This window comes from Niallia sp. XMNu-256, from assembly GCF_036670015.1.
In the GTDB taxonomy this organism is placed as follows: Bacteria; Bacillota; Bacilli; order Bacillales; family Cytobacillaceae; genus Bacillus_BD.
Genome location: NZ_CP137636.1, coordinates 2349381 through 2374700 on the forward strand (window position 1 = coordinate 2349381; position 25320 = coordinate 2374700).

Consider the following 25320-nt stretch of genomic DNA (forward strand, 5'->3'; position numbering starts at 1 on the left):
CATTAACCTGTTGTTCATTATCCAAGCATTTTCACCACTTTCAAACAAAAACTGAATATTTCCTAATGATTAGAATACCATTTTAGCCTCTAATTCACAAAGAAAATAACAACATCGGATGGCCAAATTCTAAATTTTCTCCACAATGTTAAAATATTCCTCTAATGTCAATTGACGCTCATAAATTTCTGTTGCTATTTCAACTCCAACATAACGATAATGCCAAGGTTCATATTGATATCCGGTAATAGCTTCCATCCCTTTTGGATAACGGAGAATAAACCCATATTTATGAGCATTTTCCATTAACCATTTGCCTTCAAGGGTATCACCAAATTGCTCTGTTAATAAGAAGTTAGCACTTTGACTCGAAATATCCATCGCAAGTCCTGTTTGATGTTCACTATTTCCAGGGTATGCGGCCACTTTTACTGCCTCATCTTCTCCAAGACGATTAACATGGTTTTGAAAATTGATATTTTGTCGTTCGTACGAACGGTAACCTGATACGGCAAACAACTCAATTCCATCGATTGCTGCAGCCACAAACATTCTTTCTAAAGCCATAGCCGCTTCACGGCGCATATAGCTTTTTTCCACATCTTGATCTCCAAAAGAAAAAACAACATTCGGACGTATAAGATCATCAGGAGAATAATCTTGTGGCAAAGAGAACATCTTATTCACAAGAATTAACATATTATCAGGATTTTGAATCAAACTTTTACCATCTACTTCCATAACTTCATTAAAGAAATGAGACGCTAATGATAGCTCAGACTCAGATTTGCCTTTTTTTCCTTCAATAGGTGTGGTCCTTTCTTCTGTAATTGAACTCTGATCGTTTGAAGCATTGGGATTGATATCACAACCAGAGATTAAGAACATGATGCTTATTGCTAACAATGCTTTCTTCATAAATTACTGTTCCACCCACCATTAAATACTTGTCTTTACTTTAGTTAGTCATAAAAAAAGAGAGCCTTTTGCGCTCTCTTTATTTTGTTACTCTTTTATAGATGAGTCAAGGGCCACAGTAATCATATCATTAAATGTCGTCTGTCTTTCTTCTGCTGACGTAATTTCTCCAGTTAAAATATGATCACTTACCGTTAAAATGGATAGGGCTTTTCGGCCAAATTTTGCTGCTAAAGTAAATAAAGCAGCCGTTTCCATTTCAATCGCCAGAATTCCATATTGCGCCCATTTTTCTAATTCTTGGTTTTCATCGTAAAAAAGATCGGCTGTTAGAACATTTCCGACTTTTAAATTTAACCCTTTTTCAATACCGGTATCATAAGCCTTTTTCAATAAATCGAAGTTTGCTGTAGGTGCATAATCAAAGTTTCCAAAGATTCTTCTGTTCATTTGCGAGTCGGTTGAAGCACTCATGGCTATAATCACATCACGAACCTTTACATCCTTTTGGATTGCCCCACATGTACCCACTCTAATTAAATTTTGAACCCCATAGCTTTCCATCAATTCTGTAATATAAATAGATATCGATGGAACTCCCATTCCTGTGCCTTGAACTGAAATTCGCTTACCTTTGTATGTACCTGTATAACCGAACATATTTCTTACTTCATTATAACATTCAACGTTTTCTAGAAAGGTTTCTGCGATATATTTGGCACGAAGCGGATCCCCTGGCAATAACACCGTTTCAGCAATTTGTCCTTCTTTTGCTCCAATATGGATACTCATTTTAAGTATAGCCTCCTTTTATTTCATGTAAACAATATACCATAATTTTAAAAATAACTTAAAGTCGTATGAAGAGATTTCAACAAGGCAAACTATATATGCCAGTAACCACAGTCATTGGCTGCAAAAAAGCTTTAAGGAGGAGACTAACGATGGGTAAAAAGAATCGTGCTCGAGTCAATTCACCTAAGAAAAATAATCATGTTCCTAAAGAGGCTATTATCGCTGAACAGGAAGCGCACGGGAAAGAGTTTAGCGCAACAGGCGGCAGAAAGAACAATTAATTTAATAAAGGTGTCTGACCTATTAGTCAATGATTCGTTCGATTGACTAAATAGGTCAGACACCCTCTGAATGGTCTAAATAACATGTATTCGATTGATTTTCTTCCAGCCCCCTGGTTTTAATTGATAGTAATATTGCCCTTTACGACCTTCATCAATAAATAAAATATCGCCCGTACCGATGAAACGTCCTGCAAAATCACTTGGTATCCGTTCTTTTATATTAAATTTGGAGAATACTTCATCAAGGCAGTCACGATGTGTCATTCCTTCAACTTCAAGTCGGTACACTTGTTGATACCCCTTTTTCTGTCTAAAAATCGGAGTCTGAAAAATAGTCACATCATATGACTTTTTTCGCGTTTTCATAAATTCTAACAACAATTAGGCTTCCTCCCTCATAATTTTCATCTATATTACTATTAGAGATGGAGCCCTCTAATTCCTTTAAATAAATGAATCTATTTTTTTCCAATTCATTGTTAAAACGGCACAAGCAGCTCCCAAATGGAATTAGCCTGCGCCCTTATAATGTTAGCAATACTTTGTGATTAAGGATTCCAATTGGTTTGTTAATGTCGGCAGATCATTTTGTGTGATGGAAATTCGAACATTTGTCTCATCCATTTCCAATGCTTCTGCCAAAAATCCTCCAAGCCCTCTCGCTTTCCGATCAATTTGGAACCAAAGATCAGCAGTTGTTGCAGAACTAGGGATGAAAACAAGCTCTAGTTCATCTAATCGTCCCCTAAAACTACCTGAAATTGGAACAAACTCAAATTCTTGAATAAACGGCAAGCGTTTGCGCATACGATAGGATGCCTGTTCACACTCTACCTCACGCAAACGGAAACCTAAATCTGAAATACTAGTCAAAACACCATTTAATAAGGCATTGGGTAAAACCTTAATATAATCTTTATCTGTTGGATCAATTGCATTTTTTATATCTAGCCCTGTTGCTACCCAAATCTTTGTTCTTCCGAATGTCACAGGTGTATCAAGTGGCAGTGTGAAGGAGAACGGAATCTCACGACGTTCATTAGCCTTCATCGAAAAAGCAGCTGCCAATCGAAACCTTTCGATGGGAGTTGTCACATAAACTTTTTTATCATCGCTTTCTTTTATATATTGCGTATTAATTGAAATGTAAATATCATCAATTCTTTGGTCTGTTTTACCGCCACGGATCTCAACAATCCCCTTCATCTCTTCCCCTGGCACCATTTGTTCTTGTTCCAGTCTCGTATCAACCGTTGCCGATCCAATCCCCACGCTTGCTAATACTTTATTAAAAAAAGACATCTCCTTTTTCCTCCCTACTCATATATGATGATATGGAAATCTTTTTGAATTTCATCGATTTGTCGATATGGTTCATCAATGGCCAACAGTTTTCGAATGACTTTATGGGCTGTCGCAGATAGACTCAATTCTTCCTCCCAGCTCTTTTCTCTTTTTCCTTGTTCCGGATCATAAGAGGAATATAATAAAAACAGGATAAAATGACCTAATGCATAATAATCACTTATTGGTGCTACTGCTCTTTTTATATGATTAACATGTATCGGTTTAGTCAGATGATTAGAAAATCGGCGTGCAAGTCCAAAGTCAATCAACCGGATTTGCTCCCCGTCCAATAAAACATTCGGGATACGTATATCCCGATGAACGATCCCCTTTGCATGAAGCCACTTAATAATCTGTAGTAATTCATTCCCTATTTGAAATGATTGCTTCTCAGAATAAACTTGTTCTTCGTCGAAGATTAATTGTTCAAACGTTTTTCCCTTTACATACTCCATAGTAAAATAAGGAATTTGATTATGTGCTCCATTGTCAAAAAAGGCGGGAAAATAAGGGTGATGCAACCTCTTTAATAAGGACTGTTCCGCTTGAAAGGACAATCTCCCAGATTGAAATATCCGTTTATGTATTCTCAGACTTTTCAATACGACATATTGTTGTATTTTCCGATCAAGCACAAGATAGCTATTTCCATAGCTACCTCTGCCAAGAAATTCAATGACCTCAAAACGATGATCAATTAAACTCCCATTTTGAAAAGGTTTTTCTATGATATTTGCTGTAGTGTAGAGTATCTCTTTTATAATCATGATAACACCATTATTTAACTACTAAAAAAACTGCTCCTGCTTGAGAAAAAGCCACTGCTTTTACGTCTTTTTTTATAATAACCATGTCCCATATGCGAATGTTTCTTATGGCTATAACGTTTGTAATCACTTGAACTTCTTTTTCCGTAATAAGGTTTTTTGGATGATTGATTCATCAAAGACTTAATGATTTTCTTGAACATACAGTACCTCCCAAAATCAATTTATCCTTTATACGAATGAAGTTTGGATTTCGTTTCACATTTTTATAAAGAATAAAAAAAATAAAAAATGACGGGATGCTCCGTCATTTTGTGTAAATCTATTTTAGAGATCGCGAAATAGTGCCTTTTGCAGCTGCTTCTCGACCTAAATCCTTTTCCTTTTAAATTATTCTTCAGATATTTCTTCATCAATAATACATTTTTCTAATAAATAATCAAATGTAATATCTGCGAGGTCATCCACTTCGTCCTCTGATGGAATATAGCCTCTCTTTAACAACTCTTGAAAGAAAAACTCTGCAATTTCATCGGTATCAATTATGACCTCAATTTCTCTCACAGCGTCGCCCCCTTTTACTAGAAAGTGTATGAGCTCTAGATCACGAATATTCCGAAAATTATTTTTATTAAGAGTCATGTTTATAGGGGACGAGCATACATTGGAATATCAATACTTATTGGAGGGGAAAATACAGATGACAAAGGGATTATATATACTTGAGAGAATTAAAAATGACGTAAACAATGATGATAGTTTAATCCTTTCCTATTTTGATAAGCTTCTACAAACCCATTTTAAATTAGCAATTCTAATTGGAGTTCCTTTATTCATCTATTTGGTTATGGCAAGCCATACTTTGGGGTAATCGATATTAAGAGGATTTCTTATCGTTTTCGGTTAACTTCTTCAACTCTTGAATGACGGCCTTCATAACCTGTACATATTCTTCATCATTAAACCATTCATAAAGGTAACGATAATCATTATAAATGTCTAAGAGACGGTTGATTTTTTCCTGTTTTTTATGACCATCATCAGTGCCATTTGGGTCTTTTTTCTCTAATGAAAGGGGTAGCTCTTTCGTTTCTTGCCCATGATTTTTAATCATATAAAGAAGACCCAATTTCTTCATAAAGGCTTCTGCATGATCAACATCCGCTACTAGGCTCAAATCTCCCTCGCTGGCTTCCATCCATTCCCCATCACCAATTCGGGCTAGTTCATAAACAATATCTTCCCAAGAGCTTTCTTTATAACGCCATATTTCAGTGCGAAAACCGATAATTTTAAAAAAATCATTTTTATGTCCTGTTACTTGCACGATATCGCCAATCAGATATTTATATTCAATATCAATATGTTCCTTTTCTAAAATTTCTCCTTCAAACTCTGACATTAACATTAAACTTTCCTCTTTATATAACTCTTCGCTGCGATTAATTTCGTATACGTAGGTGCCATCGAGCCATTGTACTTTTGTTACCTTTCCAACGGTCCCATAAATGGTGACGACCACAGTATCGCCTATTTGAAATTTTGCTTTTCTTCTTCTTCCCATATCATTCCTCTCCTTATAAATCAAGCCGTAGAGTGTGGTTAAAATAGTATATGCACCTTAACCGCGATATGGAAATATTCTTGAACATTTTCTAAAAAAAATGAGGCATGTGGTTAAATGTTCACCCCATTCCTCCAATAGTGTTACTCGTATGCTATGATTTATGGATCAAATAAAGTTCCCAAGCCTCATCAAAAATTCTCATATTATTTAAGTACGTTCCATTTAACTCTAAATAGGAGCTGATTTGATGATAATCAGATGATGTTTTTGGAAAACTATGGTCATGATAAGCCTCGTTGGCAAATACATGAATTTCATCATTTGGCTTTGGATGACGGTACCTCATTAAAAAATGATAAAAGGATTCAGCCATAAAAAAAACGCTCCTTTCAATTAACCTCATAATTTTTTTACTATAAAGCAAATCCCTCCCTTCGTCCACTGCTTGTGTTTAAAAAATTAATGGGAAAAGAAGCCATTCAATCTCTTGATGGTGATTGTGCTTTATAATCAAGGTAATTTTCTCTAAGCAGATTGAATATTTTCATCAAATCTACTTAAGTGATCGTTGAGGCAAATATCTTCATACCAATTAAACCAGTTTCCTTTAAACCCGTAACACTTTAAATTGCCCGTCTCCCAATAAAGTTTTAACAAAATCTATTTTGACTTGATTAAAATAAACTTTGTCTTTTTCATTAACTAAAAACCAAATTCCATCATGTTCTGTAATCTCATCATTTTCTAAAGCCGACTCTACCAGAGTAAGGCGAAGTTGCGGCCCTCCTCAACCAATCCTCATTGATAAACGGATTAGAGGTTTTTCGTCTTGATCAATAAGGTCTTGTATTTCTGTAGCAATCTTATCCATTGCAGCCTGTGTAATTTTTATCATAACTTATTCCCCCAGAATTTTGTTAACTTTTTTGTTTATTAATTGTTGATTTTATATGAAATATTTATCGACTTTTTACTAATAAGTTAACAGCTTCCTTTACTAACTCTTCTGCACTCTGATCCCCTTGTTCAGTTGCTTTTTGAACACACTCTACTAAATTAGAACTAACAATTACACCGATTGTCCGATCAATGGCTGTTCTAGTTGCAGATAACTGGGTAATCACTTCCTTACAATCTTTATTTTCCTCCATCATTTTTAAAATTCCTCTTAACTGACCTTCAATTCGTTTTACTCTATTTTTCATTTGATTGTTATATTCCACTAGGCATCCTCCATTACATAAATTTCTATTAAAAAAGAAAATATACGAATTATAATATACCCTTGCAGGTATAAAGTCAATAAATCAAAAACATGATTCACGACAAAAAATAGAATATCCAATTTAGGAGTAACTTGGGTGCATTTGAGTTTAGGCATACTTACAAATTAACTCATAAATTAGGATACTCCCTCTTGCCTCCATTGCTAAATCGGCAGTTATAGCCCATTTATTTTCTGGTCTGACTCCTAATAAAGAATCGCCATTTCGGCTCTTTCTCATTTCCATCTGAGAGAACCTCTTTCCTTTCTTGAGAGGCATAGAATTATTCCCCTTTTTTCATGGATACTCCTTTTTCTTTTAATTGGAGTCTAAAAATGATAGCCATTTCAAAATCAATTGGAGCCACTATTTGATTAGCCATTAATGCATACCATAGAGCTCGATACAACGAATACGTATGATTAATATATCTAGAAGGAAAGAGGACTCTCTAAAAAAGAGCAAAGCCAGGGTCACATTATGTGCCTGGCTCTGTGCAGAAGATTATTCTACTGCTTATAAATAAAAGTCAAAGTAATTCCTTTTCAATAGTTTCGGGATCTTCATTAACTCTCGATACGTTATTGACTTTGTTACAATTTTGGTATCAATTAAAAAAAGTTGGTTTTCAATCTCTTTTACAATTGAATCAGTTTGGTAATTAATATTGCAGTCTTGACATATGAATGTAGGTGTTTCTTTTATTTCAATTGCCCGTGTTCCATCCGGCAATTCCCAGTACACAGTGTCTGTACTTAAGACAACATTTTCACTGTTACACCACTGGCATCTCATTGTTGTCCCTCCTTTTGATCATCGTTGGACACATTGGATTCTAGTGCTGTTTCTTTTTTTACTTGTGCTTGAAATTTTTTCTCTTTTAATTGGTCTCGTTTTTCTCGTTTATTTTTTAATGTTTGATGGTCTGGATTTTCTTGGTATGATTTTCGCCGATTAAGCCGTGTTAATCCTTCTGGAATAAGATTGAAATGATGATCGTTCATTAAACCTGCTACTCCGGCCGTGGATTGTTTTTCTCCCATATTCTGATAAACTTGTTTGAAATAGTCTTCTGCACGTCCTGGAATATAATTTTCTGGTTCCGGATAAGTTGTGATGACTCCTTCGAAATTGCGCAACACAACTTTACCTGGACTTTGTGAAATAAGGTAATTTGGCTGGAGTGCAATTTTTCCGCCGCCGCCTGGAGCATCGACGACAAAGGTTGGCACCGCATATCCACTTGTATGCCCGCGCAATCCTTCGATTATTTCAAGACCTTTTGAAACAGGCGCTCTAAAATGGCTAATACCTTCAGACAAATCGCATTGATAAATATAATAAGGTCGGACGCGAATTTTAACGAGGTCATGCATTAATTTTTTCATAATCGGAACGCTGTCATTGATTCCCGCTAAAATCACGGATTGATTCCCAACTGGTACGCCTGCATTTGCCAGCATTTCACACGCCCTTTTTGAATCCTCGGTAATTTCAATCGACGTATTAAAATGAGTGTTTAGCCACACAGGATGATATTTTTTTAATATATTACAGAGGTTTTCGGTAATTCTTTGTGGAAATACAACTGGGGCCCTCGTTCCAATTCGGATAATTTCAACATGGTCAATCGCTCGAAGATTTTTTAAAATGTATTCTAAGATTTGGTCGTTAATCAACAGTCCATCCCCTCCTGAAATAAGGACATCACGGACGACAGGGGTTTGGCGAATATAATCAATAGCAGCATCTAATTGTTTCTTCGGAACCCCCATGCCAATTTGACCGGAGAAACGCCGTCTCGTACAATAGCGGCAATACATCGAACATTGATTGGTGACTAACAAAAGGACCCGGTCCGGATAACGATGAGTGAGACCTAGAACAGGTGAATCCTCATCTTCATAAAGCGGATCCTCCAGATCATATTTTGTTTTATAGATTTCTTTTGAAATGGGAACCGATTGCATACGAATCGGACAGCGTGGATCATCAGAATTCATAAGTGAAGCATAGTACGGAGTAATATTTAATGGAATTGTTTTCGTTGAAATACGTACTCCTTCCTCTTCGTCTGAAGTTAAGTTAATGACCTTTTTTAAGTCCTCTAATGTTCTAATTGTATTTGTTAACTGCCAAATCCAGTCATTCCACTGCTCTTCTGTTACATCCTTCCATAGTTCAATATCTTTCCAGTGTCTATTTGGTTTATATAAAAATGGTTTCACCATGATTCCCCCTCATTTTACATTGGCATCTCTAATGATATACATGCAATTTTCATGCCATAGCAACAAAAAGAAGGAATCACGTCTTTCATATGGGATAAACGCCATTTTTGAGGTTGAATGTCATTTTCATGGAGATATGCGCCATTTTCGAAGACTAATTCACCATTTTTCATTACCTGCCATACCCTTCCCCTGCCATTTTTTCGGCATCTTGTTTCTTTAATTTGTATTGTAGGGTTTGACGAGGGACCTGCAATAGTTTAGCTGCTTGGCGGATATTTCCATTCGCCCGTTCCATCGCTTTTTCAATTAATTGATGTTCGAAATTCGTGAGATATTCTCGAAGCGATAAATCCTTTTGTAAAAAATCGGTAGACTTCTCCACCTTTTTTAATAACATAATAGGCAAGTGATTCTCTCTTAAAACTTCTTCTTCACAAATATTCATCATATATTCAATTGTATTCTTTAATTCTCTTACGTTTCCAGGCCATGAATAAGAGTGGAAAATGCCCTGTACATGAGAATCGACCCCTTTAATCGTTTTATGAAGTTTAATATTAAAACCCTCAATAAAGTAATCAGTCAAATATTGAATGTCCTCCCTTCGTTCACGAAGCGGCGGCAATTCAAACGTGAGTACATTTAATCGATAAAAAAGATCCGACCGCATCTTTTTTTCTTCTAATGCTCTCGTAGGAGAAATATTCATCGCACCGATCACCCGAACATTGGTTGATACTGTTTTTGTACTACCTACTCTCCTCACAAGACCATCTTCTAAAACGCGAAGAAGTTTAGCTTGAAGCTCAATCGGCATCGCATGAATTTCATCTAAAAACAGAGTCCCTTCATCTGCTAATTCAAATAACCCCGGACGATCAACAGCTCCAGTAAAACTGCCTTTAACGGTACCAAATAATAAACTTTCCAAAAGCGATTCAGGAATCGCCGCACAATTCTGAGCGATAAATGGTCCTTCAGAACGGATTGAGGCATGATGAACCCCTTGTACAAATAATTCTTTCCCTGTGCCACTTTCACCAATTACAAGCATCGGTGAGTCTGACTTAGCTAACTTCTCAGCATTTCTTTTAAGCTTAATAAAGGTAGGGTCAATTGTTTTTAAGTCTGAAAATCGGTATGATATCGTATTTAGTATAGAAGGTTTCGGATTCTCTTTTGAAAGTTTAATTTTCCGCTGTACATCAACCAATTTTTCAGACAACATTTTTAAGCGGGTATAATCCTTTGCGATCTCGACTGCTCCGACCAATTCTTTATCAATGAATATTGGAAGGGTTGTATTGATTGTGTCTACTTTGTCTCCATGAAGATTCACATAGGTTTGAGGTTGATTATAAATTGGTTTTTGGGACTTAATTACTTTTAATAATGTGCTAGATTGACTTGTAAGTGAAGGAAAAATGTCCAAAATAGACTTGCCTAACACCTCTTCAACCGTCAACCCATCATGTTCAGCCGCAATCGAATTGTAGAAAATGGTTTCTCCGGCTAGATTTACTGCATGAATCCCTTCATCAATACTTTGTAAGATCGCAGCTAACACTTCATTAGAAATCGATCCATTCTTTGACAATTCGTTCACCTCCAATGCACACCTGCCAAAAAACTGGCAGGGTAGACAAATATTTGGCATGTTAGTTATCTTTAGATAAGTCTTTCACCCACATGTTCATGTTTTCTAGCTTGTCAAATATATAACAATTGTTCATTAAACGGCCACGGTATTGATAGCCAAGTCTATGCAAGACTGCATTCATTCCAAAAGACTGAGCTCGTGCAATTGAAAACGCACAGTAAATCCCTTGTTGTCTTAAATCGGTTTCCAGTTTTTGTATGATTCTCTTCATTAACCCATATTTTCGGTGTTGAGGGAGTGTGGCACAATCTGTCAGCTCTGCATGATGATATAGTAAATTCTTTTCTGTCGAAGCGCAGCTTACTAGCTCTCCATCACATAAAAAGCCGTAATATCTTGTTCCTTCATCCATTGTTTTCTTTATATATTCTGGATCATGTAGTGGGGTTGGATAAATTTTAAATACTTTTTGATACAATTGTGAAAGGTGCTTGGCATCGTTCTTTTCCATTCCTAATAATTGATAGTGACTTGGAATCTTTATCTCTGATTCACTCGTATTTTTAACAGCATGAAGAATCTTATCTTCCATTAGCCAATTTTTACTCTGTCTCCGATCATCGTGATAATACTTAGAAAAATAATACGCATCAGACCCTCTAAAGTAACCTTCTACAAGGGCTTCACATTGAAAACCATGCTGCAATAGAATGGGGAAATGTTCTTTTCTTGCGATAAAGATCAGCTTTTCCTTTTTTAAAAAAGAGATGATTTCCTCAGCTTTGCTTACAACTGCCTTTACATTCCCTCGATAATCGTCAATTCGTATTCGCTTATTGATCGGATCGATATAGACCTCCAATTCATAAGAATTTCCGTTTACTAGCTGAACATAAGCGAGTTCAGACATCCTATCCCTCCCCTTCTAAACCTGTTTGTTGAAAAGATAGACTGACATTTCCCCTTTAGTCAGTCTATCCCACTTATTAATCAATTAAGATTCTCCGCTGCACCACTCTAAAATGGTCAAGGCAATAATTTCTGCTGCTTGGAATACATGATCCAAGATAATATATTCATTGCTGTCATGGGCAACTTCTGTTGTACCTGGACCAAACACAACAACAGGGGTATCCCCGATATTCGATAAAATCCCTCCATCTGTTCCCCATGGTGATGCTTCAATGATCGGCGGATCTCCTTTAATTTTTTGATAAGATCTCGAGATCGTTTGGATAAGTGGGTGACTTTCATCAATCGCTCCAGGCAACCAGTTTCCACCAAACCATTCGATTTTTACCGGATAATGTTGGAACCATTCGTCCTTCTCTCTTAATCTAGCTAAACATGTCTCCATTTCATCCCTGGCCTTCATGAGTGTTTCATTCGGGGCGACCCCCATTCTTCCTTCAATCACAGCCAAGTCGGGGACAGAGGATGGCCACTCTCCACTTTGAATTTTACCAATATTAATGGGTATCGGTATCGGAATTTTGGCATATAAAGGATCCGTAATTTTTTCATTCCGAACTTTCTCTAACTGTAGAATCTCGGAGATGACAACCATCATTTTTTCAATCGCACTTGTGCCTTCATAACGGGTCCCCCCATGGGCAGATTTCCCTTTTACCGTCATACGGAACCACATCGAGCCTTGTTGCTTAGGAAAAACTTTCATGCTGGACGGCTCAGGGATAATGGCTCCATCCGCACGATACCCTCGAAGTACTGCTGCAAGAGTCCCTGCTCCACCGCTTTCCTCTTCAATTACACTTTGAAAAATAACATCCCCTTTAAGCTTAATCCTACTACTTTTAATCGCTTCTATTGCTAATAGGAGAGAAACAGTTCCCCCTTTCATATCAGTTGAACCGCGCCCAAAAAGCCGCCCATCTTGGACAACACCACCATACGGATCCTCTTTCCAATCGTTTAGATCCCCCTCAGGCACAACATCAATATGACCATTTAAAATGATGGAGCGGCCACCACCTGTTCCCTTCCAAACTCCTACCACATTTGGATTCCCATAAAAATGTTTTCGATCACTTGAAAAAATCGGGTGATTAATCAATTCCGAACCACCAATTTCCCATATGTCAAGTGTAAGTCCCATTCGTCGCAACTTTTCAATAATAAGCGCTTGGGCCTTGCTTTCTTCACTACGCACACTTTTTTCTTGAACAAGACGCTGTAATAGTTGGATCCCTTTTAATCGATTTTCTATAAGCCAAGTTTTAATTGCTGCTTCTTGTTGTTCCACACTTGTTTCCCCCTTATAAAGCTAACCGTCTATTTTTTTGATATGATGGTGGAGTTGAAAAGAGCATGCCGTTTTTTCCCTTATTTCTTCAATCGAGGTATTTGAGAAATACTCAAGTAAAGTTAGTCCCTTTTGATTCACTTGAAAAACTGCCAATTCAGTCATGATCAGATCGACAATACCTGCAGAAGTGAGTGGAAGAGTACACTTTTTTACTATTTTGGAATTCCCTTTTTTATCGGTATGATTCATTAAAACAATGACCTTTTTCGCTTTTTGTGCCAGCTCCATGGCTCCCCCCATTCCGGGAATCTTTTTCCCTGGAACAATCCAATTAGCCAAATCACCTTTTTCACTCACTTGGAGACCACCAAGGATCGTTATATCAATAAGCCCTCGACGAATCATGCCAAATGCGGTAGAACTGTCGCAGTAAGAGGCACCAGGTATGACAGTAACAGGGAGTCCTCCAGCATTACAGACATTCTCATCTTCTTCTCCTTTTACTGGGCTCGGTCCCATCCCAACGATTCCATTTTCAGCATGAAACATGACCAATTGATCTTTTTTAATAAAATTAGGTACGAGCGAAGGGATTCCAATTCCTAAGTTAACGACCATTCCATTTTGAATTTCAGCAGCTGCCCTTTTTGCGATTGTATTACGTACCTCTACTCCCACACCCATTTCCAGTTCACTCCTTGTGATGGAACAATATAATCAATAAATACGCCTGAGGTGATGATTTCATCTGGATCTAACTGTCCGATCGGGACAATTTCTTCTACTTCAGCAATGGTTACATCACCTGCCATCGCGACAAGTGGATTTGTATTACGGGCGCTTTTATCATAAATAAGATTTCCAAACGAATCGGCTTTTTTGGCAAAAACAATCGACACATCTGCCGTTAAAGCGCTTTCAATAAGGTAGGTCTTTCCGTTCAAGATATAGGTTGGTTTATTTCGGATTACCATTTCATTATCAATGCCAATATCTGTTAATATCGCAGGAATACCGACTCCACCAGCACGAATTCTTTCCACTAATATACCTTGTGGACAGAATTCAACTTGTAATTTTTCCTCTGTCATCAATTGACCAGCCTTTGGGTTTGAGCCAATATGAGAAACAATGACGCGAGATGCCTGGCCGGCACTAATAATTTTGCCAATTCCTATCGTGGGAAAGCCAGTATCGTTTCCAATTAATGTTAAATTCTTAAGTTTTTTCTCAATCATTCCTTCAATAATTGTTGGTGGGGAGCCAACACCCCCAAATCCCCCAAACATGATGGACATCCCATCATGAAAAAAATTCATGACTGTGTCTATGTTTGAAACTTTACCAAAAGGGTTTTCCATTAAGTCATGTTCCCCCTCTTATCTAGCTCTAATTTCATCTCTTTACAAGTTCTACTCAGTCTATTGATTAGGTCGTTTATCTCTTGTTCAGTAATCGTTAATGGCGGTGAAAGAATAATCGCGTCCCCATGAATGCCATCTAATCCTGATCCAGCAGGATACAACAATAGACCGTTAGTCAAAGCCTTTTTAATAAACATTTGGGTGAATGCTGTCTTGCGAGGAAACGGTTCTTTCGTTTGACGATCTTGAACAAATTCAACTCCGATTAAAAGCCCTCTTCCTCGTATATCTCCAATAAAGGAGTATTGACTTTGTAATTTTTGAAGAGCTGATAGTAAAAGTTGCCCCTTCCGAAAAACGGTTGGAATAATGTTATTTTGTTCGAGATAATTGAGAACAGCCAAAGAGGTGGCACAACTTTGAGGATTTGCACTAAGTGTATGACCACTCATGACTAATTTAGACCCCTTTAAAATTGGGTCCATTACACGATCACTAACAAGCGTTGCAGCGATGGCTGTATACCCAGCGCCCATTCCTTTCCCGAGGGCAACAATATCAGGAACTATATTCCACTGTTCAAAAGCAAACCAAGTTCCTGTTCGGCCGAACCCTGTCATCACTTCATCAGCGATAAAAAGAATGTTATGACGTTCGCAAATCTCTTGAATAATTTTGTAGTAATAAGGCGGTGGTGTAATGGCACCACCTGCTGCACCAATGATAGGTTCTGCGATAAATGCTGCAATCTGGTCTGCACCTATTCTCTTAATGGCCATTTCTAACTCATGTGCACAAGCATATCCGCAGCTTTCAACTGTTTTATTATACGGACAACGGTAACAATAAGGAGGATGAATGGTTGGGAAGTCATGTAAAAGTGGGATAAGTCGCTCTCTTCGACTTGAATGTCCTGACATCGATAAAGCTCCTAGCGTAATTCCGTGATAGCTGACCCATCGCGACAACACTTTAGTTTTCTTGTTCATCCCCTTTTCTTGCCAATGTTGAATCGCGATTTTCATTGCGGTTTCAGTCGCTTCAGAACCACTATTTACAAAAAAGCTCCAATTTAAATCATCTGGTGCAAGTTCGGCGACTTTTTGAGCCAAGCTTTCTGCGGGTACATTCGTAAATTGTGAGCGATAAACGAACGAAACGTCATTGGCCTGTTTTTTCATAGCTTCAATGACCTCAACAACACCATGGCCAATATTCGCTGTAACCGCCCCTGAACTGGCATCTAAATATGATTTTCCATTCACATCGTATAAATAAACCCCTTTACCATACTGGACAGTTGGATAATGTTCACTTAATAACGGTTTGATTAAATAAGAATTTTTCATCCTCTCACTCCATTAATTAGAGATACAATAAGAGCTCATTTTCAGTAACCAAATCATTGGTTATTAATCATTGTATGAGGATTGTAAAGATTTCTTTCATAAAATAAAGGTGCCAGGCTACCATCCGATTGGATGATGCCTGGCACCTCAGGGTTGCTAATTAAAGTTTAAATTTATTTACAGTAGCAAGTTGCGCCAATAATAATTAACAGAATAAACAATACGACAATTAAAGCAAATCCACCGTAATTGCGTCCGCAGGCTACTGGGGATACTGGGGAAAATGCTGGATAGCTATAGTAGCATGTATCATAACTCATTGGACTAGCCACAGGTTCCATATAAGGCATATTCTCCATATAAGGCATATTTGCCACGTGAGGCATGTTTGCCATGTGCGGCATGTTTGCCATATTTTCTCCGTAATGCATATGCATACACTCCTTATTTATTAGGTACTTCCCTAACAACATATGTCCCGAGTCTTGTCCTTGTCTGTGCATCTGCCCATTTCGTTAAAAGTAGTACTTATATTCAAGAAGTTGAAACGGCATCCTAACATTAAGGTCGTGAAAATATCAGGAGGCTACTTACGTTGAGCAAGAAAAAAAGAAATTTTTCCGTTTGGCTTTTGATTATTTCTTTAACTATTGCCATCTTATATTTTTTTTACAGTGAAAACGAAGCAAAAAGTACATATGTTAATGTTTACGAAAAATTATCATCAAAGGAAGATATTCATTACCTTATCGTTGGGGATAGTATCGGACGTGGGGCAGGTGTCGAAAAACGGTCTTTAACATGGTTTAATCAATGGGAAAAGTTAATGAACGAAAAATTTGGTGTTACGTTCAAACGAAATTCAATTGTTCAGAGTGGGGCAACAGCATTTGAAGGGTTATATTTATTCAATCATGCCTCTAATAAGCCTCAGGCTGATTTCATCTTTATCCTATTTGGAGAAAATGATCGGAAATATATGAATGCGAATCAATTTGCTTATTTTTATGAATCCCTATTGAGAGAAATTAAAGGCATTTATCCAGATGCCGAAATGATGACAATTACCGAAAGCTGTTTAACAGATGAGACTTTTGCTCGTGAAATCAAAAAACTTTCAACACAATATCAAACTACCCATATTGATATGCGAATCGCTTTTCAACAATCTCCTTATACAAAAGAACAATTATCAGATGACCTTGTACATCCAAATTATAAAGGTTATCAACTTTATGCAGAGGCTATTTTCAAAACGATAGAAACGAGAAGCGACCACTATAAAAAAGGACAGGAAAGAGTCATTGACAAGCCGGCAACCACAAGATCATTCACAGAAATCAATCAATACAGCAAAATGAACGGTAATTTTATCAGAAAGGCTTCTGATTATTGTACAAATAAAGCTGGCGCTTCGATTTCGTATAAATTCATTGGCGAACATGTTGGTGCTAAAGTACTTGTTGGTCAAGAACAGGGGTATATCGATGTATTTATTGATCAACAGTATATTCGTACTTTGTCTACGAAATGGCCTGTTCAAAAACACCGTGTTTTATATATTGAAAGTCAATTACCAGCCGGTGAACATGAAGTTACTTTTGTTTATTCTAATAAGAATTCAACGCTAAAGAAAAAACAACCTAAGATCCAAATATCATCAATTCTTCTTTATAAATAAAAGGGCATATTGAAAGAGCTTGTTCTCTTTTCAATATACCCTTCTTAAATTTAATTGATTTGCGGGACACCCAATGAAAATATGATCTGATCTTCCTTTAAATTTATTTCCTTTGCTGCAACCGTATAACCACTTTTTAATTTTAGTTGTTGTAGTGACACATATACCTTTTCTTCATCCGGTTGAACTTTAATCCAATCAGGCAATGAACGATTATTTCCAATAAACTGAAGGATAACGGCTGGAGGCAGACTAAGTTTGCCGATCGTCATACCTGTTTGATATAATTCTATATCACCATTTTCGAGTACAACAGGATCAAATGTTAATTTAACCTCTACTTCATTTTGTAAAACAGGAACCCTCCCTGAAAATTCTACTTGATCAGTTAACACAACATTATAGGTTAGATTAGTGCTTTGCTCTTTTTCCAAATAATGTCGTATCACCTTATTAAGATCCTCTTTGTTTGTCTTTATTTGAAACGATACCACTTCTTCCTGTGGCAGTGGTTCAGGAATTTGAGACGTATCTTGTCCCTCGCTTGTCAATAGTTGAAAAATTATAAACAAACTTGCTGCTATCGCTATATTTAACCCTAGTAACAAATAAAATAACCTTTTCCAATTATGTGTTTTCACTTACATTCCCCCAGTATAAACAAGAAAAAGGTCTTTTTTCAAAGACCTACTGTAGTAATTTTATATCGTTTATTATATCATCAGTCGGCATATCAAGTCCCGAATAATCCTTCATTACTTTTCCTTTGGCATCAACTAAATAAAAGCTTGTTCCATGGATGACTTGATCACCAGATTGAGGCTTTTTTACAATCGCTTTAAAAGAATCTATGGCAAATTGTTCAATCTCTTCTTGGGAATAGCCCGTTAGAAAATCCCAATTCGAGTAATCGACTCCAAACATGTTGCCAAATTCAATTAATGCTTCACCTGTGTCAACCGTCGGATCCACACTGAATGAAACAAAATGAACATTTTCTATTCCTTCTTCTTTTACTTGATCTTGCAAAATTTTCATATTAGCTGTCATTGGAAGACAGACATCATCACAATTCGTGAAAATGAAACTGGCCATCCAAACCTTTCCCTCTAAATCTTGCAGACCAAACGATTCCCCTTTGTGATTAGTAAAGTTGAATTTTTCAACTTGATAATTCAAAGGATTTTTAATCGTTGATGAACTACATGCTGTTAATAGGAAAGTGAGCATGACTATATATATGAAAGGAATGCGAAATTTCACAATATTCACCTCTTATCATGTATTCTACTAAATGGATTCGCTATTTTCAAATATTATCACCTAGTTTAAACTAGAATACTAGTGATTATCTGATATATATAGGCACATAAATTTTAAAGGTAGTACCAACCCTTTTTTCACTGCTTACCTGAATTTTCCCACGCATTCTTTCAATGATTTGATAACATACCGTTAATCCCATTCCTGTTCCTTTTTCCTTTAAGGAATAAAATGCGGTACCCAATCGATGCAATTCCTCTTGTGTCATTCCAATCCCTGTATCTGAAATTTCAAAGACACCATAAACTCCTTCTTTATAAAGCTTTATCGAAAGTTCCCCGCCATCTTTTAAAGCTTCAATTCCATTCTTCAATATATTAATTAAGACTTGTTGCAATTCATTGCTGTTTCCTTTAATTGTTACGTTTTCTAAAAGAGGAGTGATCATAATTATATTTTTCGACATTTTTGCATAAGAATTCATTAAGTCTAGAGCTTTTTCGGCTAATTCTTTTCCATTAATCTTTTCCGTCTTTTCCATATCTGGTTTGGCTAATGACAGGTAGTCATTGATAATGGTTTCAGCTCGATTCATCTCTTCTATCATTAAGTGAATATACATGCGTTCTTCTTCACTCATATGCTCCTTAGCGAGAAAGATTTGTAAGAAACCTTTTACAACCGTCATCGGATTTCTGATCTCGTGAGCTACAGATGCAGCCAACTGACCGATGGCATTCATCTTTTCCGCACGTTGCAGCTCTCGAAATACCATTGATTTCTCCATTAATAGATCTAATTGTTTAAATACATCCCTTAAACTATGTAATTCCACTCTCTCCCCATGAACATCGATTCTTTCATTTGTAGTAATGATCTTATCAACTAGATTAGTGAGTTGTTCAGTTATACAATTGAATTGATTTGATAGTTCTGCCAGTTCCGAGTGTTGAGAAACCCGTAGCTTTACATCAAAATTGCCTCGACCAATCTCTTTAAAACCGTGAGTTAATTGTTCGATTGGTTGAATAAACCAAATAAATAACCTTCGAAAGATTAGAAAAAGAACAAAATTAATGATCAGAAATATAACACCAGACATTAAAAGATAGTTTTGTTTAATGGATGTGACTGTTTCTCCTTCGATTTGACCCTCTAAAAAAACAGTCATAAAGACATAAGTACAGATCATTACGAGTAAAGTCGTCAAACACGAAATCATGAGTGTAAGCGAGAGTACCTTTCTAGTTAGAGAGGCATTTGATTGAAAACACTTCATACTTTAATCTCCAATTCATTAAACATTTTCATCAGCGTCCTAGGGCAGCTAGTTTCTGCCTAATTCATTCTTTTCCTTCGACAAACTTTGATAGAACTCCTTCTTTTCTATATTATTTTTACAACTTTTAACTAGTAAGCGGTTACAATATTTACTTTTAAGATTATAATATTAATTAATATATAATAAAGGGAGAGTCAAATTGAGCAAACTATTAATTCAAGAAAGTCCTCTTTTAATTTTACCTTCTTTAGCAAAACAAATTGGATTAAATCAAGCGATAATTCTACAACAAGTTCATTATTGGCTTACGTCTAGCCGTCATAAGTATGAAGGCAGAATATGGATTTATAATTCCTATAGAGAATGGCAATTGCAGTTTCCTTTCTGGTCAGAACAAACCATCGCAAGGGGCATCCGTTCTTTAGAAGAACAGGGCTATTTGCTTTCATCAAATTTTAATCGTATGAAACAAGATAAAACAAAATGGTACACGATTAATTATGAGAAACTAGAACAGTTTACATAAAAAACGCAATGGACAGTTTGATGTCTTCAGTTACACAAATTGGTATTCTGAAAATGTCAAATTGTGGTGATTGTACTATCAATTTGATACTTGGCATACGTCTATTTGTCTTAACCCATGCTATCAATTTGATACAAGCAATACCATAGATTACTTCAGAGATTACTACAGAGAATACTACAGAGAATATATCCACTTACCTGCATTCTAAAATGATAATTAAAAATAAATGAAGACGATTGGCAATCCAAACGTCTTTTTATATTTCGCTAAATTTTTATGGATCATTATCATCTGAACATTTAATAGTTTAAATTCTTTTCATTCATTTGAAATCTATGCTCTTAGGTGCTCGACTGACTCTAATTAACTCTTGCCTATTTTTCCGAGAGTATCAATTCCCTTAGTTGACCTGTAGCCTTTGGCGAAGTAAGGTAAGTTTCGCCTTCACCCACCATATACATAAGAGTACTTTTTTCCCCTTTCTCTCCTAACCATAAATGAATGGCATGGGCAGGAAGTCCTCCTACATATTCTACCATGACGTCGTAATCAGGTTTTGGTTCATCAACATTTGATTGCTGTTTAACTGCGGTTCTTATCGATTTCTCAATCACTCGGATTGATTCTTTATCATTAAAAGAATGATTAATATCTAAATTCATATCACCAATTCCATTTGATTTAGATATGTTGATTTCTTTCACTCTTTCATCTAAAAGAACCATCCTATTTTCTTGATTATTTTGACAACCAACAATAAAAGAAAAACCTACAAGTAAAAGTAAAGAATATAAAACTTTCATGGTCATCTCCTCTAATAATATGCCTTACTAATTATCTGCGAATATTCTAATATCTCATCTCACTTTTTAACTATTACATAATTGACTGTTACACTATTAGTAGAAACTTCTCCCCTCTCGATTTCATTTTAAAAGTGCCAGACCATTATTTCTCATGGATGCTGGCACTTCTATCTAACATTTTTCGTTTGCTTTTTTAGCTATTTAGCTCACAGAGTTACTAAGTTATTGGTGAACTAACTATATTAGGATACACATCATTTAATAATATTAGTAAACTTCTATTCGGCATAATACATAAATCCAACAGCACCTGGGCCTGTATGAGTGCTGATTACTGGCGTCGTTTCTTCAATTCTATCTAATTCATAGCCTGTTTTCTCTTTAATTGCCTGTTGAATCATCAGCGCAAGATCATTTCCATCAGCATGCACTAAACCAACACATTTTATTGCTTTATCTTTAACATCTTCAGCAAAAACCTTTGCAATATATTTGGCTGCTTGAGCATGGCTTCGTACTTTTGCGACAGGTGTATATTCGCCATTTTCTAATGACGCAATCGGTTTTATATTTAATAGGGATCCTAGCATTGCCTTCCCTTTTCCAATCCTTCCTCCTTTTGAAAGGTTTTCTAATGTATCCACAACGATAAATAATCGAGAATTTTGACAAACGTTTTTTAACTTTCCAACAACACTCTCCACTTGATGCCCTTCATTCACCATTTTAGCGGCTTCTAACACTTGAAATGATAACGCTTTAGAAATAAACAATGAATCAACTACCGTTACCTTCGTTTTTGTCATCGCAGCTGCACTTTCTGCTGCTTGAACCGTTCCACTCATTTTACCAGATAAATGAATCGAAATGACTTCATATCCCTCTTCCCCTAAGCGATCGTAAACCTCAAGGAATGAGCCTGCAGATGGTTGAGATGTTTTTGGTAACTCGATTGATTCTAGCATTTTTTTCATAAATTCGGTTGGTGTTATATCAATTCGGTCTCTATATATTTCACCAGCAACACTTATTGTTAAAGGGACAACCTCAATTTGATGTCTGTCAATTTCTTCATTCGTTAAATCACTTGTTGAATCAGTTACAATTTTTATTTTGACCAAATACTACACATCCTTACTAATTACAGTTATATAATGACGATAATCGTTTTACAATGATTAATCAATGGGAATTTATTGAGTGCTTGCAAAAAAATGAGTGAAAAACACCAAGGCGAATTTGATTACATAAAAAAAACGGAAATAGGTTGATTGGAGTTGCTCTCAACCTATTTCCATTATTCCATTACTCTTTAACTAAGTCATCATCAAATCCGTATTTTTTCTCCCATTCTTTTTGCTTTTTCATTTTACGCTTAAAGACAATTTTCGATAAACTCACACTGATTTCATACAAAAGGAGAAGTGGTACTGCTACTAAAAAGTCTGACATAAAATCAGGCGGTGAAATAAATATAGCTATAATAATCAATACAAAGTAAGCATATTTACGAACTTTTGATAGTACATAAGGATTGATTACACCTAAAGATGTTAAGAACATCATGACAACCGGTAATTCAAATAGTACACCAAAAGGAATGGTTGTATTAAAAATAAATCGGAAATATTTTTCAGCAGTAAAGTTTGTTACCATCATTTCTCCGCCAAGTTCTATTAGAAAGCCCATGACAGTTGGGAAAATAACAAAATAACCAAAACTTAATCCTACAATAAAAAGAATGAATAGTGCCGGAACGTAGGATAAAGATATTTTTCTTTCGATTGGTTTTAATGCAGGTTTAATAAAAAGCCAAACTTGTAAAGCCAAAACAGGAATCGTACCTGCGATTCCTATCACGGCTGCAAGCATAAAATAAACCCATAAAATATCACTTGGACCCAATACAATAAGCTTTACTTCAAGATCCTTAACAAACCAATTATAGATTTCTTCCACAAACATAAAGCCGACGATAAAAAACACGATGAAGGCTGCAAGAGTAATAATAAGTCTCGTTCTCAATTCGTCTAAATGATCAATGACATTTAATTCTTTATCTTCCATGCATTTCCCCTGCCAATGTATTCAGTGAATATAATATTAGGTAGAATCTTACATCCATATTTCAACTATCAATTAAAAAAGGTGTAAGAGAAAATCTCACACCTTATTTAGTAACTTCTTTGACTTCTTTTTTGACATCGTCTACTTCGTCCATTACATCACTTGTAAGCTCACGTGTCGATTTTTTAAATTCCTTTAATGTTTGTCCAAATGCACGTCCAATTTCAGGTAGTTTTTTTGGTCCAAATATGATAAGTGCCAATACAAGGATTAGAATTAATCCCGGAATCCCGATATTTGATAACATGTAGAACTTCCCCCTTTGAAGTTAAATCTTACTTATCTTTCTAATTTGATTATATTATAAAAGATCAATAATGGGGAGAAATCAATGAAATCTTCATATAAACTTCATAATTTAAACCTTATTTTAACATGTGTGAGAATTGTCATTTATTTCGACTAAATTGTAGCTTAATAATGTATTTTTAAATTAATAGATTGAACAATTGACTATCATTATTTACCTCTGTATATTTAAAGCCCTTATTCGTCAATCTAGCGATTAAATCACCATAATCTTCTTTATGCTTTAATTCAATCCCGATTAAAACTGGACCACTTTCTTTATTATTTTTCTTTGTGTATTCAAATCTCGTAATATCATCGTTTGGTCCTAACGCATCTAAGAATTCTCTAAGAGCACCGGCACGCTGTGGAAAATCCACGATAAAGTAATGAAGAAGTCCTTCATACAGCATCGAGCGATCTTTCATATCTTGCATCCGACCGATATCATTATTACCCCCACTAATGATCAGGACAACTGTTTTCCCTTTAATTTGCTCTTTATAAAAGTCTAGAGCCGCAACTGTAAGTGCACCCGCTGGTTCTGCAACAATTGCATGTTCATTATATAATTCAAGAATAGAAGAACAAACCTTGCCTTCTGGTACAACAATAATATCCTCTAGTGACTGATCTAGTACGGCTAAGGTTTTTTCACCCACACAAGCTACCGCCGCCCCGTCTACAAAGCTATCAATATGTTGGAGTGGTGTTACTGTATGGTTCTCAATTGATGCTTTCATGGATGGCGCTCCAGCTGGTTCAACTCCAACCATTTTTGTATGTGGAGAAACACTCTTCATATACGTGCTAACCCCTGACATAAGTCCGCCCCCACCAATACTGCCAAAGACGAAATCAATACTATCTTCACAATCTTGTAGAATTTCTACTGCAATCGTACCTTGTCCTGCCATCACCTTTTCATCGTCAAACGGATGGATAAAGGTTCTACCTTCTACTTCAGCACATTGTACAGCTTGATTATAAGATTCATCAAAAGAATCACCGCTTAATACAATCTCAACATATTCACGGCCATGCATTTCCACCGATTGGATTTTCTGTCTTGGCGTTGTTGTAGGCATATAGATTTTTCCGTGAATTTTCAATTTTCGACATGAATACGCAACACCTTGTGCATGATTCCCAGCACTTGCACAAATAACCCCATTGTTCAACTGATCTTCATGCAACATTTTCATTGCATAAAAGGCTCCACGTAATTTAAATGACCGAACTACTTGCAAGTCCTCTCTCTTTAAATAAACATTACAATCATACTTTTCCGATAGCCGTTCGTTTTTTTGCAATGGCGTGTGGGTAACGATATCTTTCAGATGTTGGTATGCAATGAGAATATCCTCCACTTGCAACCATTTCTTTTTTGTTATTTCTTGTTCCATATCTTCACCCTCAATTCATTCAATTCAAGTTTTTAATCATTAAATTATATCATGAAAAGATATAATTTCAATGAAGCCTATTAGAAAGATTAAAAATTTTCATTACACCATTCAAATTGAATGAAAACTTACCATTTTTCAACGATTTTGTGGTATGATAATAATTAAAATAAGTAAAATTT

Annotated in this window: 32 protein-coding genes; 4 read left to right on the forward strand and 28 right to left on the reverse strand. The window is 36.1% G+C overall.

Going from position 1 to position 25320, the window contains the following annotated elements:
* Positions 1-129 precede the first annotated feature (129 nt).
* Positions 130-918 carry a M15 family metallopeptidase gene (locus R4Z10_RS11955; protein WP_338469533.1) on the reverse strand — a complete coding sequence of 263 codons (789 nt, stop codon included), beginning with the start codon at positions 916-918 and terminating at the stop codon, positions 130-132.
* 87 nt (positions 919-1005) lie between these two features.
* Positions 1006-1710 carry a purine-nucleoside phosphorylase gene (gene deoD, locus R4Z10_RS11960; protein WP_338469534.1) on the reverse strand — a complete coding sequence of 235 codons (705 nt, stop codon included), beginning with the start codon at positions 1708-1710 and terminating at the stop codon, positions 1006-1008.
* 152 nt (positions 1711-1862) lie between these two features.
* Between deoD and R4Z10_RS11965 the strand changes: the two genes are divergently transcribed.
* Entirely contained in the window at positions 1863-1994 is a 132-nt protein-coding gene (locus R4Z10_RS11965; protein WP_338469535.1) for a hypothetical protein, read from the forward strand.
* 75 nt (positions 1995-2069) lie between these two features.
* Here the strand turns inward: R4Z10_RS11965 and R4Z10_RS11970 are convergent, their stop codons facing one another.
* From R4Z10_RS11970 to R4Z10_RS11990, 5 genes are all read right to left on the reverse strand, one after another.
* Complete coding sequence (locus R4Z10_RS11970; RefSeq protein WP_338469536.1) at positions 2070-2378, reverse strand: YodL domain-containing protein; 309 nt, start codon at positions 2376-2378, stop codon at positions 2070-2072.
* A 150-nt stretch (positions 2379-2528) separates the two neighbouring features.
* Entirely contained in the window at positions 2529-3299 is a 771-nt protein-coding gene (locus R4Z10_RS11975) for a sporulation protein (RefSeq protein WP_338469537.1), read from the reverse strand.
* A gap of 14 nt (positions 3300-3313) precedes the next feature.
* Positions 3314-4111 carry a protein kinase gene (locus R4Z10_RS11980; protein ID WP_338469538.1) on the reverse strand — a complete coding sequence of 266 codons (798 nt, stop codon included), beginning with the start codon at positions 4109-4111 and terminating at the stop codon, positions 3314-3316.
* Positions 4112-4125: 14 nt separating this feature from the next.
* Positions 4126-4314 (reverse strand): hypothetical protein, encoded by a 189-nt coding sequence (locus tag R4Z10_RS11985; protein ID WP_338469539.1) that lies wholly within the window; start codon positions 4312-4314, stop codon positions 4126-4128.
* Between the two features lie 187 nt (positions 4315-4501).
* Positions 4502-4675 (reverse strand): YozD family protein, encoded by a 174-nt coding sequence (locus tag R4Z10_RS11990; RefSeq protein ID WP_338469540.1) that lies wholly within the window; start codon positions 4673-4675, stop codon positions 4502-4504.
* A 136-nt stretch (positions 4676-4811) separates the two neighbouring features.
* Between R4Z10_RS11990 and R4Z10_RS11995 the strand changes: the two genes are divergently transcribed.
* Complete coding sequence (locus tag R4Z10_RS11995; protein ID WP_338469541.1) at positions 4812-4982, forward strand: hypothetical protein; 171 nt, start codon at positions 4812-4814, stop codon at positions 4980-4982.
* 6 nt (positions 4983-4988) lie between these two features.
* On the opposite strand, the gene R4Z10_RS12000 is transcribed toward R4Z10_RS11995, so the two are convergent.
* The 13 genes from R4Z10_RS12000 to R4Z10_RS12060 all read right to left on the reverse strand — a co-directional run bounded on the left by R4Z10_RS12000 (position 4989) and on the right by R4Z10_RS12060 (position 16097).
* Positions 4989-5675: a hypothetical protein gene (locus R4Z10_RS12000; protein WP_338469542.1), complete on the reverse strand. Its 687-nt coding sequence runs from the start codon at positions 5673-5675 to the stop codon at positions 4989-4991.
* 154 nt (positions 5676-5829) lie between these two features.
* A complete protein-coding gene (locus tag R4Z10_RS12005) occupies positions 5830-6051 on the reverse strand; it encodes a YozE family protein (RefSeq protein ID WP_338469543.1) in 222 nt (73 codons plus the stop codon).
* Between the two features lie 586 nt (positions 6052-6637).
* Positions 6638-6901 (reverse strand): metal-sensitive transcriptional regulator, encoded by a 264-nt coding sequence (locus R4Z10_RS12010; RefSeq protein WP_338469544.1) that lies wholly within the window; start codon positions 6899-6901, stop codon positions 6638-6640.
* 150 nt (positions 6902-7051) lie between these two features.
* The gene (locus tag R4Z10_RS12015; RefSeq protein WP_338469545.1) at positions 7052-7189 is read right to left on the reverse strand and encodes a hypothetical protein; all 138 of its coding nucleotides are present in this window, start codon (positions 7187-7189) and stop codon (positions 7052-7054) included.
* A 270-nt stretch (positions 7190-7459) separates the two neighbouring features.
* A complete protein-coding gene (locus R4Z10_RS12020; RefSeq protein WP_338469546.1) occupies positions 7460-7738 on the reverse strand; it encodes a YokU family protein in 279 nt (92 codons plus the stop codon).
* Positions 7735-9171, reverse strand: coding sequence for a lysine 2,3-aminomutase (gene ablA / locus R4Z10_RS12025; protein ID WP_338469547.1), 1437 nt, complete (start codon positions 9169-9171; stop codon positions 7735-7737). Before ablA ends, R4Z10_RS12020 begins: the two co-directional genes overlap by 4 nt.
* A gap of 175 nt (positions 9172-9346) precedes the next feature.
* Positions 9347-10774, reverse strand: coding sequence for a sigma 54-interacting transcriptional regulator (locus R4Z10_RS12030; protein WP_338469548.1), 1428 nt, complete (start codon positions 10772-10774; stop codon positions 9347-9349).
* A gap of 61 nt (positions 10775-10835) precedes the next feature.
* Entirely contained in the window at positions 10836-11687 is an 852-nt protein-coding gene (gene ablB / locus R4Z10_RS12035) for a putative beta-lysine N-acetyltransferase (RefSeq protein WP_338469549.1), read from the reverse strand.
* A gap of 84 nt (positions 11688-11771) precedes the next feature.
* On the reverse strand, positions 11772-13040 hold the full coding sequence (locus tag R4Z10_RS12040; RefSeq protein ID WP_338469550.1) for a peptidase: 1269 nt from the start codon (positions 13038-13040) through the stop codon (positions 11772-11774).
* A 21-nt stretch (positions 13041-13061) separates the two neighbouring features.
* The gene (locus tag R4Z10_RS12045) at positions 13062-13727 is read right to left on the reverse strand and encodes a 3-oxoacid CoA-transferase subunit B (RefSeq protein WP_338469551.1); all 666 of its coding nucleotides are present in this window, start codon (positions 13725-13727) and stop codon (positions 13062-13064) included.
* Positions 13712-14404 (reverse strand): CoA transferase subunit A, encoded by a 693-nt coding sequence (locus R4Z10_RS12050; protein WP_338469552.1) that lies wholly within the window; start codon positions 14402-14404, stop codon positions 13712-13714. The genes R4Z10_RS12045 and R4Z10_RS12050 overlap by 16 nt, the downstream gene beginning before the upstream one ends.
* Entirely contained in the window at positions 14404-15756 is a 1353-nt protein-coding gene (locus tag R4Z10_RS12055) for an aspartate aminotransferase family protein (RefSeq protein WP_338469553.1), read from the reverse strand. Before R4Z10_RS12055 ends, R4Z10_RS12050 begins: the two co-directional genes overlap by 1 nt.
* 173 nt (positions 15757-15929) lie before the next feature.
* The gene (locus R4Z10_RS12060; RefSeq protein ID WP_338473230.1) at positions 15930-16097 is read right to left on the reverse strand and encodes a YjcZ family sporulation protein; all 168 of its coding nucleotides are present in this window, start codon (positions 16095-16097) and stop codon (positions 15930-15932) included.
* A gap of 254 nt (positions 16098-16351) precedes the next feature.
* Here R4Z10_RS12060 and R4Z10_RS12065 point away from each other — a divergent pair, with 254 nt between their 5' ends.
* Positions 16352-17437 carry a GDSL-type esterase/lipase family protein gene (locus tag R4Z10_RS12065; RefSeq protein WP_338469554.1) on the forward strand — a complete coding sequence of 362 codons (1086 nt, stop codon included), beginning with the start codon at positions 16352-16354 and terminating at the stop codon, positions 17435-17437.
* Between the two features lie 50 nt (positions 17438-17487).
* On the opposite strand, the gene R4Z10_RS12070 is transcribed toward R4Z10_RS12065, so the two are convergent.
* The 3 genes from R4Z10_RS12070 to R4Z10_RS12080 all read right to left on the reverse strand — a co-directional run bounded on the left by R4Z10_RS12070 (position 17488) and on the right by R4Z10_RS12080 (position 19979).
* Positions 17488-18078 carry a YpmS family protein gene (locus tag R4Z10_RS12070; RefSeq protein WP_338469555.1) on the reverse strand — a complete coding sequence of 197 codons (591 nt, stop codon included), beginning with the start codon at positions 18076-18078 and terminating at the stop codon, positions 17488-17490.
* A 46-nt stretch (positions 18079-18124) separates the two neighbouring features.
* Entirely contained in the window at positions 18125-18700 is a 576-nt protein-coding gene (locus R4Z10_RS12075; protein WP_338469556.1) for an SCO family protein, read from the reverse strand.
* An 85-nt stretch (positions 18701-18785) separates the two neighbouring features.
* The gene (locus R4Z10_RS12080) at positions 18786-19979 is read right to left on the reverse strand and encodes an ATP-binding protein (protein WP_338469557.1); all 1194 of its coding nucleotides are present in this window, start codon (positions 19977-19979) and stop codon (positions 18786-18788) included.
* Positions 19980-20181: 202 nt separating this feature from the next.
* Here R4Z10_RS12080 and R4Z10_RS12085 point away from each other — a divergent pair, with 202 nt between their 5' ends.
* Positions 20182-20508 carry a hypothetical protein gene (locus R4Z10_RS12085; protein WP_338469558.1) on the forward strand — a complete coding sequence of 109 codons (327 nt, stop codon included), beginning with the start codon at positions 20182-20184 and terminating at the stop codon, positions 20506-20508.
* 377 nt (positions 20509-20885) lie between these two features.
* Here R4Z10_RS12085 and R4Z10_RS12090 read toward each other — a convergent pair whose 3' ends face one another.
* From R4Z10_RS12090 to ilvA, 5 genes are all read right to left on the reverse strand, one after another.
* A complete protein-coding gene (locus R4Z10_RS12090) occupies positions 20886-21314 on the reverse strand; it encodes a hypothetical protein (protein ID WP_338469559.1) in 429 nt (142 codons plus the stop codon).
* Positions 21315-21595: 281 nt separating this feature from the next.
* Positions 21596-22438, reverse strand: a complete 843-nt coding sequence (locus R4Z10_RS12095; RefSeq protein WP_338469560.1) for a DegV family protein — start codon at positions 22436-22438, stop codon at positions 21596-21598.
* Positions 22439-22622: 184 nt separating this feature from the next.
* Entirely contained in the window at positions 22623-23384 is a 762-nt protein-coding gene (gene tatC, locus R4Z10_RS12100; protein ID WP_338469561.1) for a twin-arginine translocase subunit TatC, read from the reverse strand.
* Between the two features lie 103 nt (positions 23385-23487).
* Positions 23488-23691 carry a twin-arginine translocase TatA/TatE family subunit gene (gene tatA / locus R4Z10_RS12105; RefSeq protein WP_338469562.1) on the reverse strand — a complete coding sequence of 68 codons (204 nt, stop codon included), beginning with the start codon at positions 23689-23691 and terminating at the stop codon, positions 23488-23490.
* 181 nt (positions 23692-23872) lie between these two features.
* Entirely contained in the window at positions 23873-25138 is a 1266-nt protein-coding gene (gene ilvA, locus R4Z10_RS12110) for a threonine ammonia-lyase IlvA (RefSeq protein WP_338469563.1), read from the reverse strand.
* Positions 25139-25320 lie beyond the last annotated feature (182 nt).